Annotated in this window: 17 protein-coding genes and 1 tRNA gene; 12 read left to right on the forward strand and 6 right to left on the reverse strand. The window is 46.1% G+C overall.

Annotated features, from left to right (window positions below):
• Positions 1–25 precede the first annotated feature (25 nt).
• Both PG915_RS12215 and PG915_RS12220 read right to left on the reverse strand, forming a co-directional pair.
• Positions 26–454 (reverse strand): LPP20 family lipoprotein, encoded by a 429-nt coding sequence (locus PG915_RS12215; RefSeq protein WP_338165006.1) that lies wholly within the window; start codon positions 452–454, stop codon positions 26–28.
• 9 nt (positions 455–463) lie between these two features.
• The gene (locus PG915_RS12220; RefSeq protein WP_353496764.1) at positions 464–1,099 is read right to left on the reverse strand and encodes a FlgO family outer membrane protein; all 636 of its coding nucleotides are present in this window, start codon (positions 1,097–1,099) and stop codon (positions 464–466) included.
• Between the two features lie 160 nt (positions 1,100–1,259).
• Between PG915_RS12220 and PG915_RS12225 the strand changes: the two genes are divergently transcribed.
• From PG915_RS12225 to PG915_RS12235, 3 genes are all read left to right on the forward strand, one after another.
• A complete protein-coding gene (locus PG915_RS12225) occupies positions 1,260–2,396 on the forward strand; it encodes a flagellar assembly protein FlgT (RefSeq protein WP_353496765.1) in 1,137 nt (378 codons plus the stop codon).
• 53 nt (positions 2,397–2,449) lie between these two features.
• A tRNA-Arg gene (locus tag PG915_RS12230) sits at positions 2,450–2,526 on the forward strand.
• 418 nt (positions 2,527–2,944) lie between these two features.
• On the forward strand, positions 2,945–3,322 hold the full coding sequence (locus tag PG915_RS12235; protein ID WP_353496766.1) for a YgiW/YdeI family stress tolerance OB fold protein: 378 nt from the start codon (positions 2,945–2,947) through the stop codon (positions 3,320–3,322).
• 385 nt (positions 3,323–3,707) lie between these two features.
• Here the strand turns inward: PG915_RS12235 and PG915_RS12240 are convergent, their stop codons facing one another.
• Together PG915_RS12240 and PG915_RS12245 are read right to left on the reverse strand one after the other, a co-directional pair.
• Complete coding sequence (locus tag PG915_RS12240) at positions 3,708–4,214, reverse strand: DUF3087 domain-containing protein (protein ID WP_353496767.1); 507 nt, start codon at positions 4,212–4,214, stop codon at positions 3,708–3,710.
• A gap of 465 nt (positions 4,215–4,679) precedes the next feature.
• A complete protein-coding gene (locus PG915_RS12245) occupies positions 4,680–5,639 on the reverse strand; it encodes a transposase (protein ID WP_353496768.1) in 960 nt (319 codons plus the stop codon).
• A 221-nt stretch (positions 5,640–5,860) separates the two neighbouring features.
• Here PG915_RS12245 and PG915_RS12250 point away from each other — a divergent pair, with 221 nt between their 5' ends.
• The 8 genes from PG915_RS12250 (at position 5,861) to PG915_RS12285 (ending at position 12,924) form a co-directional block, all read left to right on the forward strand.
• Positions 5,861–7,057, forward strand: coding sequence for an MFS transporter (locus PG915_RS12250; RefSeq protein WP_353496769.1), 1,197 nt, complete (start codon positions 5,861–5,863; stop codon positions 7,055–7,057).
• Between the two features lie 102 nt (positions 7,058–7,159).
• The gene (locus tag PG915_RS12255) at positions 7,160–8,164 is read left to right on the forward strand and encodes a Gfo/Idh/MocA family protein (RefSeq protein ID WP_353496770.1); all 1,005 of its coding nucleotides are present in this window, start codon (positions 7,160–7,162) and stop codon (positions 8,162–8,164) included.
• A gap of 227 nt (positions 8,165–8,391) precedes the next feature.
• Entirely contained in the window at positions 8,392–8,802 is a 411-nt protein-coding gene (locus tag PG915_RS12260; RefSeq protein ID WP_353496771.1) for a hypothetical protein, read from the forward strand.
• Positions 8,803–8,818: 16 nt separating this feature from the next.
• Positions 8,819–9,640 carry an LruC domain-containing protein gene (locus PG915_RS12265; RefSeq protein ID WP_353496772.1) on the forward strand — a complete coding sequence of 274 codons (822 nt, stop codon included), beginning with the start codon at positions 8,819–8,821 and terminating at the stop codon, positions 9,638–9,640.
• A 91-nt stretch (positions 9,641–9,731) separates the two neighbouring features.
• Positions 9,732–10,220, forward strand: a complete 489-nt coding sequence (locus PG915_RS12270; protein WP_353496773.1) for a DUF4405 domain-containing protein — start codon at positions 9,732–9,734, stop codon at positions 10,218–10,220.
• On the forward strand, positions 10,217–10,534 hold the full coding sequence (locus PG915_RS12275) for a hypothetical protein (RefSeq protein WP_353496774.1): 318 nt from the start codon (positions 10,217–10,219) through the stop codon (positions 10,532–10,534). Before PG915_RS12270 ends, PG915_RS12275 begins: the two co-directional genes overlap by 4 nt.
• Before the next feature lie 170 nt (positions 10,535–10,704).
• Positions 10,705–11,073 carry a hypothetical protein gene (locus PG915_RS12280; protein ID WP_353496775.1) on the forward strand — a complete coding sequence of 123 codons (369 nt, stop codon included), beginning with the start codon at positions 10,705–10,707 and terminating at the stop codon, positions 11,071–11,073.
• A gap of 258 nt (positions 11,074–11,331) precedes the next feature.
• Positions 11,332–12,924, forward strand: coding sequence for a BCCT family transporter (locus PG915_RS12285; protein WP_353496776.1), 1,593 nt, complete (start codon positions 11,332–11,334; stop codon positions 12,922–12,924).
• Positions 12,925–13,001: 77 nt separating this feature from the next.
• On the opposite strand, the gene PG915_RS12290 is transcribed toward PG915_RS12285, so the two are convergent.
• Both PG915_RS12290 and PG915_RS12295 read right to left on the reverse strand, forming a co-directional pair.
• Entirely contained in the window at positions 13,002–13,838 is an 837-nt protein-coding gene (locus tag PG915_RS12290) for a hypothetical protein (protein WP_353496777.1), read from the reverse strand.
• 208 nt (positions 13,839–14,046) lie between these two features.
• On the reverse strand, positions 14,047–16,638 hold the full coding sequence (locus tag PG915_RS12295) for a DUF294 nucleotidyltransferase-like domain-containing protein (RefSeq protein WP_353496778.1): 2,592 nt from the start codon (positions 16,636–16,638) through the stop codon (positions 14,047–14,049).
• Between the two features lie 326 nt (positions 16,639–16,964).
• Between PG915_RS12295 and PG915_RS12300 the strand changes: the two genes are divergently transcribed.
• Positions 16,965–18,425 (forward strand): DUF3360 family protein, encoded by a 1,461-nt coding sequence (locus PG915_RS12300; RefSeq protein WP_353496779.1) that lies wholly within the window; start codon positions 16,965–16,967, stop codon positions 18,423–18,425.
• The last annotated feature ends 47 nt before the right edge of the window (positions 18,426–18,472 follow it).

The raw sequence follows: 18,472 nt of genomic DNA on the forward strand, positions 1-18,472 counted from the left end.
AACTGCCTTTAGCAAGACCACTGTATTAGAACAAGGTTTGACGCTTCTTCTCTGGAACACGGCGAATTTCACCGTAATCACGCAACCTGTCCATTTTTTCAATATCCAGTATTAGCTCAGTGACGTAGCTGTCGCCGACTTTGTAGCTGCGTACAACTTCTGCTCCGCGGATAACGCCATCCACTGCACCAGTCGTCGACTCAACACCTAGACGCTGGTCTTGAAGATCCGCTCTTGCTGACACGCGCAGGCCATAAACTTGCTCTGCCAGTTCACGATACGCATCAATCTTTGAAGCGCGCATTGCGCGAACTTGCTTCTCTTCATCATTACGACCAGTCTGCTCACTGATGCTGGCATAGCCCACCGCGGTCAACGTATTCTGATCCATCGCGCCAATTGGAGTACAACCAATCATGACCATCGCGATTAAGGCGGCAAAAATTACTCTCATCTTTATGTCCTATGGGCGTAAAATCACTGTCGTTGGCGTTGTCATGGTTGGGTCTGAACGAATCAATACACCATCTTCAGTACGCATTTGATTAAGCGTATCTAGGTCACGGCCAATTCGATCTGCTGGCAAAAAGCCTTGCGCTGACGCAACGACAATTCTCGATTGCATCCCAATCACACGAGCGTTCACCAACACACCGCCCTCTTGACGCAGCATGGTACCAGTCAGGACAAATTGAATTTGCTGCTCTTGGGCAAGATCTTTCCAGTCACGACTGAGTGCAAAGTCACCCTGGCTCGTCACCTGGATGGAGCCTGTAGTCTTAAAATCCACCACCTTAAAGCCGCGACGCTGCAACTGATGAATAAACCCTTCTGACACAGAGTTACCCAGCCAGTTAGTCGCATCCATATTCTGCAAGTCAACAAAAGAAGCCACGGCAACCGGCGTGCGTGATGACACACTGGTGTTCGAATTCACCAACTCTTCCGTTAAGCTCTCTACAAAGTAATCCATGGTATGACGAGGACTCTCCATCAGCATAAACTTGCTGCCCGAGTACGACTCTTTACCGTTATAGATTGGTGAGTAGGCACAAGCAGTCAGCGTTAACACTGACGCCATCAGTAGCCACTTTTTCATTTCACACTCTCCAAAAAGTTATTAATTGGGTCAATTATGGCAACCTTGATTCAGGTTGGAACAATCTTTGCTTTTCTCATTCTGTCCTAAATAAGAAAGTCCACTCCAATATTCGCTAGAAAATAGTAAGCAAATATTGTTCCGCATTTGGAAAGGTTGTATGAAAAATATCGTTTCTTCTTTAATTTCAACAGCATTGCTGACATTAAGTGCCAGTAATGCCTATGCCGAGTGGTATGAAGTCACGGGCACGTCGACCATTGTCTCCTCTGAAAAGGCGGCAAGGATCTACGCGCTTGAAGATGCCGTATATAAGGCGGTCGACTTCTCTGGCGCCGACATCGGCAGCCTATCGACACTGGCGCCAATGCTAGAAGACGATAAGGAACAGTACCAGTTCATTGACTCCGAGGTTCGTCACATTGTCATCGACGACAAATACGTAAGCGGCAACCAGATGGTGGTAAAAGCGCGTATCGACATCTACCCAACGGCAAAGGCTTGCCATAAAGAGCAATATAAAAAGACCATTGGCGTTGCCATGTTCGACATTGTTGATCCGCAGCAAGCGGTCATGGGTCAGATCTATAAGCTGGGTGAAGATTACAGCGCCGTCATCGACAAGCAGCTTGCCGCGCGCTCTTACAGCTTCGTTTCTGTGGGCACTACCCGTTACGAAATCAACAAGCGCCAGCCTGAACGAATTAAGATGATCGCTGATGATCTTGGTGCGCAGTACATTGTCACTGGCGCGATTAAAGATCTCACTGCGACAATCGATGCAGGTGGCCTATTGAGAGATGATCGCATCAACCGCCAGTTCGCCATGGACATGGCTATCTTTGATGGCAAAACTGGCCACGAGATCTTCCAGCACACCTATCGCGAAATTGCCCAATGGCCATTTGCGAAAACCAGTAAAGTTGATACCAAGAGCGCTCGCTTCTGGACATCCACCTATGGAGAGATGATGCAACGAGTCAGTCGCAATATCATGCTCGACTTGGAAGCAGAGATTTCCTGCAAGATGACGCTACCTGAAGTGGTGGCCACCTACGGCAACAAAGTAACCATCGACCTTGGCCGCGTACACGGCGTACAAGCTGGCGACCAACTGCGCCTATGGCACACTGGTTCCTTCATTGACCAAAACGGCTTACCACGCAATAAGGTCAGCCGCAGCGACATTACATTAACCGTCTCACGCGTTTATGAGCGTGATGCTGAAGCGACGGTTGATCAGCCAACGTTGGCCAACAGTATTCAGATTGGCGATGTAATGCACAAACAAAACTAATAGTATGAATACGGGCTTAACTTATTCATATAATTGAGTAATATAAGCCCTAAGCTCCCGTGGCACAGCTGGATAGCGCGGCCCCCTCCTAAGGGGCAGGTCACAGGTTCGAATCCTGTCGGGAGCGCCATGTAAAACAAGGACTTAGCTATTGCTTCAGCTAAGTCCTTTTTGTTTGTGTCCACCAAACGTACACGGCTATACACCAAAAACAAAAAGCGGCTTTGTTGCACAAATCTAATACACTGAATATTAAGATGAGGGAGATTAATTCACAGACTATGATTTCATGCTTAAGTCCCGCTAAAAAACAACTTACTGGCACAAGTACAATAACGCTTTGATCAACAAAGGTTCACTCCTAAGCTCAATCAGGCAACAAATCCTCTGTGGGTGAAAGTGGTTTTCCTATAGCCATTTGGCACTTTTATGAACGCCACAACTTTTAGTTTTCTAGAGAAACCGCTGTTTATGACCTAGACTTCTCCGAGTATTGTTGAGGATTGTTTGTCTTCGATAAATCAACCACACCTTACTTAGGAGGTCGTATGAAAAAGTGCGCTGTTGCCGCATTGGCCATGTCATTATTGTTTGTTACAAATGTATTCGCCCAGCAGAATACCGCGGGCGGTGGCTTCAAAGGACCAAGCGCCGAAGACAATTTAAACACGGTGCAAGATATTTTGGATGCGACATGGCTATCTGATGGCACATACGTGACGGTTGTCGGAAAAATCACGATGTCGCTTGGTAATGAACTCTATACATTTACAGACAGCACAGGCTCGATGACAATCGAAATTGATGATGACGAATGGCGTGGGCAAACGGTAACCCCCGACCATACAATAAAGATCAAAGGTGAAATTGATAAAAACGACAGTGATAGTGCGGTTGATGTGGAATCGATTGAGATAGTCCAATAGATAGCTTTTGTCGCAATGAATGACCAAGAGACGTTGAAAAGACACACCTCACCATTACAAACAAAGCGACCTAAATAGGTCGCTTATCATTAATGAAATACCTGACTACAGAACCTGAAACATCGCCTATCCGCTATCAGTTCCTGAAATGCTGCCTTTTCAAGTTTCAGTGAGGTTTCATGAACACCCGCTTCAATGTACACATGATCAAGGTGAGTAAGTAGTTCATCAAATGCTAGGACATTGAAGGAGCGCACACTTCAGCATAAAAAGGACTATTACTTATACTCCATTAGGTAGTGAAGAAATAGTGGTGAGGAGCAAAGGGATATGCTACCCCATGAGGCGTTTGGTACGTATCCCTTTCTATGTTGGGCTGTCTCTGTCAAAACTGACGAAGTAGCCCCGACTGATAGCTCGATATATCAAGCTGCAAATTGTACGCTTCAGTCAATCCATCCAGTTTTGACTGCGCTGCATCTAGGCTCGTCATTACAATCGTATTATCATCAAGTTGCCACAACTGGCGTGATCCTTCGTAACTAAACTGAAGCGCTAACATGGCATCAGCATTGCCTTGTTCTGCCGCAGCCAACAACTTTCTGTTTTTCCGGTAAATAAGGTTAAGCTCTTTCTTTAACTGCCACACATACACGACTTCTTTCATTTTTGGGTGTTGTTTAAGTTTTAACAGGGTAAAACCTAGACCCAATGCACTCACCACTACGCCAAGAAGATTCCAATGAAAATGCGAGCCCGTGTCTGATGGTAAAAAGAATATCAAGCTTTGAGATATCGCTAAGCTGGAGACACTTAAGCTCACAATACATGCAACGATGACGATGTTTAGACGTGAGCGATATAACTGCTTGTCGATAGATTGTAATTGCATTTTGAATCCAATGGCGAATAAGGTGATTACGCTTTTCTAACCTTTAGAAGAACTGCTCTTATCAAAGGCTAGAAAACCAGTAGCTAGGGCAAACATTATCAAGCAACTGGCAATATATCCACTGTAAAAGTAAAGCATTAAAGCATTAAAGCATTAAAGCATTAAAGCATTAAAGCATTAAAGCATTAAAGCATTAAAGCATTAAAGCATTAAAGCAGCATTAAAGGGACAGCATTAAAAGCATTAAATAAAAGCATTAAAGGGACACACACCTTAAAAACCAAACGCAATCAAAATTGAAGCATTAGCAGACAGCCCTCTCGTTCAGACAAAACATGGAAGATTTGAGTACGTCAATACGTGTAGGAAGTAGTTTGATGAAAGTAAAGACGCTATCAGGCACTCATAAAGTAAGCACTTAGTGGTACTTTGAATTGACTTATAAATTGATTCGAAACTTTAAGCTTACTCTAAACGATACATGTAAAGCTTCTGCTTGTTTAGCACTGTTTTCGTCTGTTCAGCCAACATGGGCGCCCCGAGTGCGGTTGCCCGAGATTTCTCTATCTGCGTACATACTTTTAGCCAATTTAATTGATTGATGTTTAGACGCTCCAATACTGGTGGAATCTTGTCTCTCATGGAAGCTTTCCCATCCCGAAGTTGACGAGCGGTCCAATCCACTAACTCGATGTAATCGACTAATCGAAACGGAATACCATCCAACATACGATTGCCGGGGTTGCCCACAAAAGGATGAAGACAAGGCGCTGTTGCTTGATTACGATTAAGTGTGTCAATTCTGAGCTTTATGGATGTATATTCCGAATCTTCTGGCGTTTTGGCTATTCCAGCCCGCACTGGATTTAGATCGACGTAAGCCATTGCGGCGGCCAATGCTTTTTCGTCAAGCAATGCCTGGCTTTTGAATCGGCTTTCCCAAAAGTGACCAGTACAATTATCCTCTCGGTTTGCTCTACAGGCGATGTCAAAGTTGAGCTCTTTAATGAACCAACTGAGGCTCCACAGTCTTTCTCTCCACGTTTCTATTATCTCTAGACACTTTTCTTCCTCAGCGTGAGACGAGAGCTGCTGAGTCTGCCAACGTTGAATTAGACTAGGCAGTTTATGCTCACTGCCCCAACGCTCCACTACATCATCAAGAGTAAGTGTTTGGGCGGATTCCCTGTTGAGATTTAGAACCAAGTGATAATGATTACTCATGATGGCATAAGCACAAATGTCAATGCAGTAGACTTGAGCAAGCGCATAAATCTTTTGTTCAATCCATTTACGTCGGTGTTCATAACTCGTGTTGGTTGAGGCATCCTCACCACATAGGAAACTACGGCGAACACAGCGAGAAACGCAGTGGTAATAGGAAGTTGCATCTATAGAAACAAGTTTTTTTCGAGCCGTTGTCAACGTTTTATCCTCCGTTTAGTCTGAAGGAACTCTAGCAGTCAATCACTAGAAACACCGTTGACAGGCCGCCAAATTAGGCAAAATCATACTATTTTCATACTTTTTGGTGTGTGTCCTAGCAAACTCTCTTGCTAGCAAACTCTCTCCAAAAGAGTGTGAGATTGCTTTTCTGTCAAATTCCGTCACCATGGACACCATCAAAGTACCACATAAGAAAAACAATGAAATCATTACCATGGAACGCCTGGTTGCTTGCGCTAGTGCAGCCTTTTGTCCTGTCTGTTGGCGCATTGAATGTGTTTTTAGGCGGGATTGTCGGCGCGCAGCTTCATTCTGATCCTACGTTCGCGACCTTGCCAGTCACTGCGTTGATTGTCGGCGTATCGCTGAATGTTTTTCCCGCAGCTCGAATCCAAAAAAAGCTTGGCAGAAAGCGAGCCTTTATTTTAGCCGCTATCGTAAGTAGTGCCAGTGCTTTGGGTGCCGCTTGGAGTATCGAGGTTGGCAGCTTTTGGGGGTTCTGCGCGAGTGCATTCTTACTTGGTACTCAGTTGGCGTATGTGGGTCAGTATCGTTTTGCCGCGATTGAAAGCTGTGAAAGTCCTGCTCAGCACCCAAGTGTTATTAGCTTAGTTTTAGTCGGTGGTATCGCTGCGGCGTGGGTTGGACCCGAGTTACTCAACTTAGGACAGGCAATCACCCTATTCGATGCTGAATATGCGCGCGCGTATGCTGCGCTCGGTATTCTAGAGCTGATTGGCGCAGCTATACTTGCTGTTGCGATGAAGCCACTGAATATCCAAGAGAACATCACTGAAGCGGGTGACAGTAGAACCTTGTCGGCGCTATTTCAGCAGCCCGTGCTGTGGCTAGCGATAGGCTCTGGTCTCACGGCATACGCAGTAATGGCTTTTCTTATGACAGCAACCCCACTCGCCATGTCAGGACACGGGCACGATATTCAAAGTGCTAAGTGGGTTATCCAAAGTCATGTTATGGCGATGTACCTTCCCTCACTCGTCACCCCACTTATCATTAAACGTATTGGTGTCTATAAGCTCATTACTCTCGGCTGTGTGGTCTTCCTCGCTTGTATCGCGGTTGCGCTATTGGGTCACTCTGTTCATCATTATTGGTGGGCATTGGTTGCGCTAGGAGTCGGCTGGAACTTTCTGTTTATTGGTGGCACCTCACTATTGCCGCAAACCTATAAACCGAGTGAGCGCTTTAAAGTGCAAGCGGTGAACGATTTTTCAATCACGGCCTTTCAAGCTTCTGGTTCGCTCGGCGCTGGGATCGTGCTCTTTACTCAAGGCTGGACATGGATGCTGCTTGCCTCGCTATTCCCAGTAAGTTTGTTGCTGTTGCTCAACGTAGTAATCAAGAAACGGCAATCGTTTGAGGAGACGAGCATCTAATTATTTAGTCAGATTCACATCACCTAATTAAGTCATTATTTTAAATAGAATTAGACCGTAAAAAGCATTTATTCCTGCAGAGCAGGCGCATAGGAGAATCACTTGACCCAAAAAATACGCTGGGGCATCGCAGGCCTAGGCAACATTGCCCATCGATTTACAAAAGATCTCATCGCTCACGTTGAAAACGGAGAGCTCTTTGCCGTTGCGGCAAGAGATCTCGGCCGCGCCGAAGAGTTTTCTAAGCAATATGGCTGCGAAACAAGCTATGGCTCTTACGTTGAGTTGGCTAACGATAGCAATATTGACGCTATCTACGTGGCGACTATCCATCCGTTTCACAAAGAGCTGATAAAGCTTTTTCTTAAAAATGGAAAACATGTACTGGTTGAAAAGCCCGCTCTCACTAATTTGGCCGACTGGGATGCGATGGCTGCGCTCGCGAAAAGCAATGGTCTACTTCTCGCTGAAGCGATGAAAAGCGTTACATTTCCGGCGTATCGCGCAATGAAGCAGTTTATCCTCGACAATAAAGTTGAAATTACCTCAGTTGAAGCATCGTTTGGCAACTGGCACGAGTACGACGGTGCTTGGCATCTGTTTAACCCTAAGCTTTGTGGTGGCGCGACGTTAGATGTCGGCGTTTATGGTCTTTGGCTATACGCGGATCTATGTCGACTTGCAGGTTGTGCGATTAACATTCCTACTGTCGAGTACGTTCAAGACAATGAACAAAGTAAAGTCGACGAGAACGCTACCTTTTCATTTGATGATCCATTGAAAGGCCGCATTTGCGCCTCAATTACACGCGACCTGCCACGAAATGCCATTATTCGAGGGCCAGAGCTAGAAATCGTTATGCACGAAAAATGGTGGAGTTCTTCGACCATAGACATTACCTACCAAGGTGAAGTGACCCAAATCGCTATGCCAATCAAAGGTGGCGGATTTGCTAACGAAATCGAGCACTTCTCATCATTGTTGCAAAACAATGTCCATCAATCGGATCTCCTAAACCATGAAACGAGTCGAAATGTCGTTCGTGTTATGGAGACCTGTTTGAACCGTGGCGGTTATGCAAGTTTAGTTCAAAGCTCAGAGAAGTAATACGTTATTACTTGGCTTTTCATCTGCTTATTTAGACCGCCTAACAAGGCGGCCTTCGCTCCATATTCTCTCCGGCTGCCTCAATTCTTGAGATGTTCCTTTGCTGATTCTCAGCTTAATACTCAAATTAAAAAACCTTTCTGACACAAGTTTAAATAATTGTTTTTATTAACAAAAAATTGGCACATTCCGTGCATAAACTTCATCGCGTAGAAAGGAGACATTTTATGAAAGGATTAGCACTAGGAGTAGGACTTGTAAGCTGTGCGGTTACAGCGGCATGGAGTACTGAGTATCATTACCCAACAGGCGGTGCCGAAATTGGTTACAGTTTAATAGGCAAACCTGATGCAACCGTTAATGTTGGAGATTCCTTACCTACCGACTTATTAGAATGGATAGACAGCATGTTACCTCCGGGACAGAAAGTAAATCCGGGTTACATTGCAACGGATGCAAAAAGTAATATCGAGATTGATCCTGAATTTGCTGACACAGCTTGTGTTTCGTTTACCTTTCTCAATGAAGGGGCAAGCTTCAACAATGTGTTTGGCTATTTTGTTTTTGATACGGACACACCACCCACCACACGCAGCGAAGTTGCACAGCACCAAGTTGTCTTTCCCCAATGCCTCTAAGCCGCCCGCAGGGGAAATGCTACAAGGTGATCAACTCACTTACCAAATCCCCCTTCAAGCAGGTCAGAGCCTAGGTTTTTATGTGGTACCTAACGGTTGGGGTTGGCTAGGTGAGTACGGCAAAGTCCCTTATGACGGACTATGGCGACAACCTTTTTACTCTTTGTCGGCACTCAACCCTAAGAGAAGTAAAGCAGAACGCTATCACAATGTGGTTTTTGTCGATGAGGAAAACGAATTCTTAGTCATCGGTTTTGAAGATACTCTATACAGCAGTGGGGATAAGGACTTCAACGATTTATTATTCTCTGTCAACGTGACGCCGTTTGCCGCTTTGGATGGAATTGATGACGCTTCAGACAGCCAGTACATTCCTTTGACAGCTTCGGAAAACTCACAACAGGGTGAAAGTACAACGACTTATTATCCAACCGCCAGCACCTATGCGACGCTCGCTTTTGAAGATCATTGGCCTTACGTCGGTGACTTTGATTACAACGATGTCGTCGTCCGCTACCAGATGACGCTTCAAAAAACGCCATCCAACGAACTTAAATCCTTAGAACTGGATGCTACGATTCAATCTTTAGGAGCGGATTACCACAATGCACTTGCGTGGCGAATTCCTAACTTAGGCTCAGACAATATTGAAACGGTCACCCTTACACTCAACAACACGCCTGTGTCACACAACATTGTTCAAATGGATGGCGAAGACGCCCTGTTTATACTGAGTGAAGATCTGCACCAAGACGTGAACACAAGCTGCGGCTTCTTCCGCAGCAAACGAAATTGTCAAATTCCATCGAATGGTGAGGTTACATGGTTCAATTTGTAAATCACTGTAAAACAAATTGAATGACGGCTTGAAATTGGTAGCGTATAGACATGACTTCTTAACGCACGCGGTTTAATTCGGACACCTCATCATGCAAACAAGAACTTGGAAAGACAGCTTAGTCAAAACACAATACGTCATGGATAGCGTATTGCTGATCGGCTTCATTTTGGTCTGCATTCCCAAAGTCACCGGAACGTGGGCACACGAGTGGTTGAGCCTGCTGTTCATTATCCCGCTTATTATCCACTTACTGCTGCACTGGGACTGGATGATGGCCTTGCCTAAGAACTTTGTTCATCGCCAATCCAATAAAGATCGATTTAACGCTATTTGGGATGCCCTTTTCTATCTGGTTATGCTGATGGCGACATTGAGTGGCTTCCTTGTTTCAGAAGCACTGCTTCCACAATTAGGATTACCTATCGATATCTTGCCTGTTTGGTCTAAGCTGCACCACGACCTAGGTAATCTGGTTATGCCGATGCTTGGTGTACACCTTGCTCTGCATTGGACTTGGATCAAAACAATGACCAAAAAAATGATTCAGAAACGCGATACAAAGGCAGGTGCTCAATGAAATATCTGGCAAAAAACTGGCAGCAAAGAACGATCATTATTGTTCTTATTTCATTGATTTTCAGTGGATTGATGTGGACGATAGAGTTTTCTTCATGGGCGGAGTCTATTAACAATTCTGCCATGATGACTGAATCACATAGCGATGAAAAATCCGCGCCATTTATATTCATGCTCGTGATGTCCTTCGTGAAATTGCTCGTACTCACGTTAGTTCCCTTTACTGTCACTTACGGCCTTGTTGCGCTTGTCAATAAAGTGAGTAAAAGCCAAAAACGTTCCGCGAAGACGATGCACACTCAACGCAACCGTTAGCGACACACAAATAATCTGGTAATGAGGTAACTACCTCACGCTTCAAGCGCCAGCTAAAGCTAATCCTTTATTTTAACTGGCGTGGAGCGAACTCCTAGCTTACTGTTTATAAGAGGCACACTTGATATCACTCCTGAAGTAACACGAGTGGACAGCATGTAGGGGGAAATTTGGCCAGCGTTATCCAAGAATGCAACCGTGAACTCAATAAAGTTGTCCAGTATTATCCGGAAGAAGCGCGCGATAGTGTTGATTGCCTAATGGCACAACTATTATGCTGCGAAATCTTTTTGATCCAATTTCCAATCCTCAACCATTTTAGAGGTAAAAGCTCTCCTTGGTATCATGTGCAGAACTTGCGTCATGCCCTGCTAACTAGCCCTCATCAAGGTGCTGTAAAGTGTTATGAAGAGCCGATATTTCAGGGTTGGTCGATGGCAAAAATTGATGACGCCCGTGTCTATGAAAAACCAATTCCAGACAGAGTGCGAAAAGCTTATGTCGACTATCAAGGCTTTCTTGAGCAGCTAAAACCTTAAGGTCGCTAACACCTAACTTACTGGTCTTGATAAATAATACCATTCAACCTGTCAATACCAAGCTTCCGAAGCCCCCTCGATCATGTCACAGCACACACATTGCAACAGCTTGAACTCTCAAAAAACTTCTGAACCTGAATGCGCTTTGTGTTAGGATGCTCGACCATTTTATGATGTGGGTCACACTTTTAACTACATGGCCACATTTAAATCCACAGCGCGATAAATTAACAGCGCTCCGTGAACAGTGATAATTTAATGTCAAATTCCAATACGGTTGAGGCTTGCTCAACCGCATCGATATCAGCGTATGATGCGATTCATCCACCTGAACGCATCAAGAGCCTTGCTGAAAAACTAGAAATGAACAACCCTGTATTCTGGCTCAGCGGTTCTTTCCTAACCCTCTTTGTCCTCCTTGCATTGACACACCCTATTGCCCTCTCAAGCGCTGTGAACTCCGGCTTTGATCTCGCTACTCGTTATTTTGGTGCCTTTTGGCAGCTACTCTTAATGGCTAACTTCATCATTGGCTTGGCCCTTTGTTTTGGTCGAACTGGTGATGTGAGACTTGGTGGTATGGCGCGTCCCGATGTAGAGAGCTTCAAATGGATGTCGATTGTGCTCTGTACGTTACTTGCTGGCGGCGGCGTCTTTTGGGCGGCGGCCGAACCAATTGCCCACTACTTGTCTCCACCACCACTATTCGGCTCTTCGTCCCCGGAAAACAACGCTATCAACGCGCTGTCACAATCTTTTGTACACTGGGGCTTTCTCGCATGGGCAGTATTAGGGGGGTTATCGTCAATCGTGCTAATGCATCTGCATTACGACAAAGGCCTGCCACTTAAACCCCGTACACTACTCTACCCATTGCTCGGACAGCGCGCCATTGAAGGTTGGATTGGCAATACTATTGATGCTTTAAGTATCATCGCTGTTGCCGCAGGTACTATTGGCCCGATTGGTTTTCTTGGCCTTCAGATCAGTTATGCGATGCAAGCGCTGTTTTCTATTCCCGACACCTTTGCCACTCAGGCGACGGTGGTCGTCATTGCGATGCTTTTTTACACCTTGTCTGCACTGAGCGGCGTTAATCGTGGCATTCAATTAGTCAGCCGCTACAACGTCATTCTTGCTGCGGCGCTTATCTTGTTCATCTTAATCGCGGGACCAACCGGCTTTATCATCGACAGTTACGTTCAAGGTCTCGGTACCATGATCGATCAATTTGTACCGATGGCAATGTACCGCGGTGATACTCAATGGCTGAGTTGGTGGACCGTATTCTTTTGGGGCTGGTTTATTGGCTATGCACCTATGATGGCCATTTTTATCGCGCGTATTTCACGCGGCCGCACCATTCGACAGTTAATTCTCTCCATTAGCATTGCCGCTCCATTGGTGACGTGTTTTTGGTTTACCATCGTAGGTGGCTCTGGACTGGCCTTTGAGCTGGCTACACCTGGTATCATTAAAGCTGGTTTTGAAGGGTTCAATATGCCAGGTGCGCTACTGGCTATCACTATGCAACTGCCATTTCCGTTGCTGATTTCAATCCTATTCTTAATTTTAACCACCACCTTCATTGTGACCACCGGCGACTCAATGACCTACACCATTACTATGGTGATCTCCGGCGACAAGGAGCCCAATGCTCTGATTCGCGCTTTCTGGGGAGTCATCATGGGTGCAGTGGCGATCGTGTTAATTTCAATGGGCAGTGGCGGTATTTCTGCATTGCAATCTTTCATTGTGATTACTGCGGTACCAGCGTCATTCATTATCGCCCCAAGTCTTTGGTATGCGCCTAAAATTGCCAATAACATGGCGAAGGAACAAGGCTTATAAATCACGAAGCCGACCTAAAAGGTCGGCTTACTTTTTGTCATTAACGCTGAATCCAAAACCACTCAAACTACTATGGGCTATTTAACTTCCAATCCAATCACGGTTTGTTGATTGTCGAGTGTAAGGTGAATGGTTCCACTCCCGTCCAGCGGTGCTCGATTTTGAGTATCAACAACTTCCAGCGCTAACTTCACCATCGCACCACTGTTCATTTTTATCAAATAGGCTTTATTATTAACGTACGCACTATTCTCAATCGGCGGAAAATAGAGCACAGCGAACTCTTGTTTATAGTCTTCGTAGATAGAAAAGCAACGTTTAGAATCAGACTGACACTCTGCTATCTCTGCAGATATCGTGGTGCGGTATTTGTCCGTCGTATCACGCAAGATATGAATATACTGCGCTTGATTATGTGGCTTCCCATAGAAATGGTCATCATCTTGGCAATAAAGCCTAACCAGATCACCTTTGCTGCTGTGAGATACCGTAAGGTGCTTATCGACTGCATGATGGGTTAACGTACTCTCACTGATCCAAGGAACATCGTAACCGCGATGATCCATTTCTGATAGCAAATATACCGCTTCCATATCGCCATATAGCGCGTCGAGAAACGTGTATTGGTAGCTGCCATTTTGTGCCTGATACTCTTGCGCGGCGCCTTTGGAGTAGCTTTGACTCAATGTAAGCATAGTCCCTGATTTTGGCTCCGCGATTTCCAGTTCAAGCTTACTCTCGCGCCCGTATCGATAGGTTGTAATGCCATTGCTGGCCTTGCAAAAGCTGACCGATTTACCGTTTCTCAATTCACAGCCAGCAACACGCTGTTCCTCGGTCATACATAAATCGTTTGATTGCACCATGGTTGAAAATAAACAAAGCGCGGCGGCTAAACATAGGGCTTTGTTCATACTCTTCCTCTCTTCAATTACTGGAACCAGTTGTTTTTACACAACAATTATCGACAGTAATAAGAGGATTCGCCGCGCCGAGATCGCTAAATAAAGCTAAGATTGTCAATAGTTTGGAAAGTTTTCGAGTGAGCTATCAGTAAAGGAAAGAGACAATGAACACCCAGCTATCTTCATGCCAACTCACTCGCAAAATGTCACTGACTTATCATCGCAAAAAGTCGCGCTCTACTTTATCGTGAAATAGGCTTACTCGCTCAAGCACCGATTCTAAATGTTGGCGCTCCAACGTCGACAGCTTGGCCAAATCGATATCATCATTAACCTTGCAAAGATCGGTGTACTCGTCGATTTGGTTCATAAATCGTAGCTGCCATATATGATCAAAGATATACAGCATGTCACGAAGCGTCGGGGCGTCCAACTCCTGCTTTGCCGCCAAAAGTTTAAGACGAGTGACGGTATTACTCTCACGAATATCATGTTTTAACGCGTACAGACGACAGAAGATCTCCATTGGTCTTAAGCATTGCTTGAGGTTCAAGGTTAACTGCCCTTGATGATTCTCCACTTTGATCTGTTTCGTCGCGGTCAGTGGGATCTCATGCTGCAGGCAGTTATGTGCGTACGTTGTAAAAAACGATGGTTGGCGCTTGAGCTGATGTTGAATATTGTCGTGCATCGCATCCACTAGTGCCCCTTCACCATAGGTCGCGCGAATATCGAAAAACACATTCAGCTCCAGTATCGACTCAGCGGTAGCGTCTGCTATCCAGCGTTCAAAGTTGCGATTCCACTCATCAAGGCTCAAACACCACTGGTGATTCGACGCCATAATCAGTCCTTCGCAATAACGATATCCTGCACGATTGAGCATAGAGCAGACATTTTCAGCCAAGCTCAAAAAATAGCGGCGAACTTGCTTTAACTCAGTCGGCTCTAACGTGGCACCATCAAACACAATGGCGTTATCTTGATCGGAAAACAGCGTCATGTCGTGACGCGCGTTACTACCAAAAGAAATAAAGGTAAACGGTACCGGTGGCTCACCAAGCTCAATCGTCGCCAACTGGATAAATCGGCAGATAGCCGCATCGTAGGCAGTACCTATGGTTCGGCGCAATATTTCAGGACGGCAGCCAGACTCTATCATCTGACGGATAACGACCGTCAATTGATTCAGTGTTTCCACAGCATGGCCTGGCGAATGGCTTTGTTCTATCTTGCTGATGATATCAGCGACCATAGGCTGATAGTCACGCACCTCATCGATAACGCCAAAACTACCGCCATAAATCTTGCGGGTTATCGGCCTGAACGACAGTACGTGCCCCTGTTTTTCAGACAAGAAGATACGCGATGAGCTAACAATGATATCTAGGGTATTGCCGTGTTTAGTGATAAGTTGCGCTTCAAACTCCCCAGGCTCAACTCCACCATCAAACAGTGCCTCAAGGTGCGCCAGCACTTTGGTGTTTTGAGGTGATTGAGTAAATAATCGAGACCAAATATCTTGCTGCTCAAAATCGTGTTCACTATAACCTACCATGCGATGAAGACAGGCATTGGAGTATATGATCTGCCCATCGGTCTCCAAAATGTAGCCTTCATTCGATGATTCGACTAAAGCACGATAGCGATCTTTCGCTTCATGTAGCGCGATTTCGGCGCGCTTTTTCCGATTTTCAATCACTTTGCTTTGCGACATAACAAAGCCGATACACACTACAAGACCGGCAAAAATCGCGGCAAAAATGGCGTAAAGCGTCCCTTCTAGCTTGTCGATACCCTGCTGGACATCGTCCAAATAGACACCTGTACCTATGATCCATTGCCACTCGTCAATGCCCTCCACATAAGTCAGTTTCGGCGTGGTCACATCCGCTTGGTCATTCCACTGCCACAAGTATTCCAAAAAACCATGTTGGTGGTTATCGACTAGCTTAGTGAACTCGACAAACACAGCAACACCGTCGTTATCTCGATAGTCACTGAGGTCTTGTCCTGTTAAGTCAGCGCGATAGGGGTGCATCACCATCGTTGGCTTACTGTCGATAATGAAGAAGTAATCGCGATTGTTAGGCCCATAGCGCATGGTTTCAATTTCATTCTTCGCGCGGATTTGCGCCTCTTGGAGGCTGAGCTCGCCTTTTTGCTCAAGCTCAATGTAGCTATCGACAATACTCACCGCAGAGGAGGTCAGCTGCGCCAACATGTTGCGCTTTTGCTCGACCATCGACTGCTCAACAAAGGGGACAATGGCGAAAATAATCGCAGCAACAAATAACACCAGCGCCAAAATCGAGGGGGCAACAATACGCAAGGTAAAGCGGTTTAACAGTCCGCGATTTTCAGAATGACGTGCATGTAAACCATCAAAGTAATCCATCAATTCATTGGCGCTCAATACAGCACTGAGTTCATCGCCGTCATGGGCATCGTGGTATTTGGTTTGAAACGTGCCATTTTCAAAATCAGCACGGGAAGGAATATACCCGTCGTAATCATCACGAATATGAGTTTCAAACACATTGCGTATCTGCTGGCGCGAATACTGGCCACTGAACTCTTGATACGCCTCGTTCAGCGCTTCTTTACAGTGCCGAAATCGACGGTGATCGTAGGGATCGCGAGTCACTGTCCCTTGCTTTAGAGCATGATCAAATCGATCGTGTTCAAAAAAACCATCAATCCATTTATGAATGTCTTCGGCACGGAGTCCGAATAATTGCTCCGTTCGATTGGCGTGCTCTGATATCTTCATTATCGCTAGGTGTTTGATTTCATAAGTTAATAACAAGAACCTGTGCTCGGCCTCGCAACTACAACAAAAAACTCACTTTACCCCGCGATCATTGGTGACATGCTAATCCAAATCAATAAAAGCCGTTTTCAATTTATTTACCTTTCATTCAATAGTGAAACACGGATCCAGCTGGTACCGATCATGGGTGCTGGCTATCACTAAGGAGAACACAAAGTTATTAAGTCTCCCTTCTGGCATTAAAAGAAGGAGCGCGGTAGCGGCTGGGATGCCGACTCGTATCAATCGAAGGTTGGTATGCCGTGCGCAAGTAGCCTTAAGTGCCGACTGGTTGTTCTCCCTCTCACAAGGGAAAGAGACGTATGTCTGGAAGTAGTAAAACCTTTTATAGGGATATGCGCCGTAAAGCGCAAGAGTTTGAAAGCAGGGAAGAATTTCTGAACCATGATCTTAAGATCATGAGCTTCAGACGGTGGGGTATTCACTTACCCTTTCGTGATTACAGTATCGAGATAGAAGACTGGGTACCGGCGATTGCCGCCACCATAGGGAAAGTGGTCATGGTGACAGCCATGGTCGCAGTGTTCGCAGCACAGTTTGGCCTATCACCGGAATTTGTCGCAGAAAACGTCCGATACGAGCTACTCATTGCGGGTGCTCTATTCGTTATCTTGTTTTCTGCGATTCTTAACCCCAATGCGAACCTTGCTGGAACACATGGGCCAATGATACCGCTGATACCCCTTGTGGCTGCCGCAGGTGGACACCCACTCGCCCTAGGTATAATGGTGTGCGCATTCGGGATGATACTCGCGCTCACCAAAGGGGGCTCCAAGTTGATGACCCTCACCGGGGTCGGCGTACGGGGAGGCTTGCTGATTTACTTAGGAGCCGTCGGCCTAATCAGCCAAATCAATAAAACCGAAGCATGGGCAAGCGCTAGCGGCCATGGCTATATCTCGTTTGCGGTGATTGGTGTCACTGTGTTGGTGTACGCCTACCTGGCTAAAGTGAACAAACGCTGGCTAGCTATCCCGCTTTGCTCGGCGATTGCCGGTATTGTCGCGTACGCCATGGGCGCAGAGTTTGCTTTTACTACCGAACCTGGCTTACCACATTTAAGTCCATTCTACTGGTGGGGTGAAGACACAGGTTGGAAGCTGGGCTGGCCGACGCTTGAACACTACATTGCGGTTGTACCGTTTGCACTTTTGGCTGTGGCGATGTGGTCACCTGACTATTTAGGTCACCGTGTATTCCAAGAGCTGAACTATCCAAAAGAAGCCAAAGGCGTACTGATGAACGTTGACGATACCATGATGGTGGCATCGATTCGTCAAGGTGTGGGCTCTTTACTTGGCGGCTCGAATCTCGCCTCTTCTTGGGGTACCTACATGATCCCAGCGGCTATCGCCAAGCGCCCTATTCCTGGTGGCGCGCTGCTTACGGGTATTTTGTGTATATTGGCCTCAGTGCTGGGCTATCCAATGGATTTAGCCATGTGGGAACCGGTGCTGCGCGTTGCGCTGATTGTTGGTGTGTTCCTGCCTCTACTTGAAGCAGGCATGCAGATGATTCACAAACACAAAGACTCACTCAGTGCGGGTATCTGTATTTTCTCGTGCGCATTTGTGAACCCGGTGTTCGGCTGGGCAACGACTATGCTGCTCGATAACATGGGCTTCATTGGCGATAGCGAGCGCGCTAAAACCCTGTCCAAAAAGGACAAGTACCTAATCCCAGGTCTGGCGTTTGTGGTCTGTATTGGCTCACTCGCAGTCGTCGGTCAATTGCCGGGTATCCCTGCTTTGATTGGTAACTAATCCCACGCTTTATTGACTCTCACCCAAGCGCCTTGTTTTAGCAAGGC

The sequence above is a fragment of the Vibrio sp. CB1-14 genome (genome assembly GCF_040412085.2).
Lineage (GTDB): Bacteria > Pseudomonadota > Gammaproteobacteria > Enterobacterales > Vibrionaceae > Vibrio > Vibrio chaetopteri.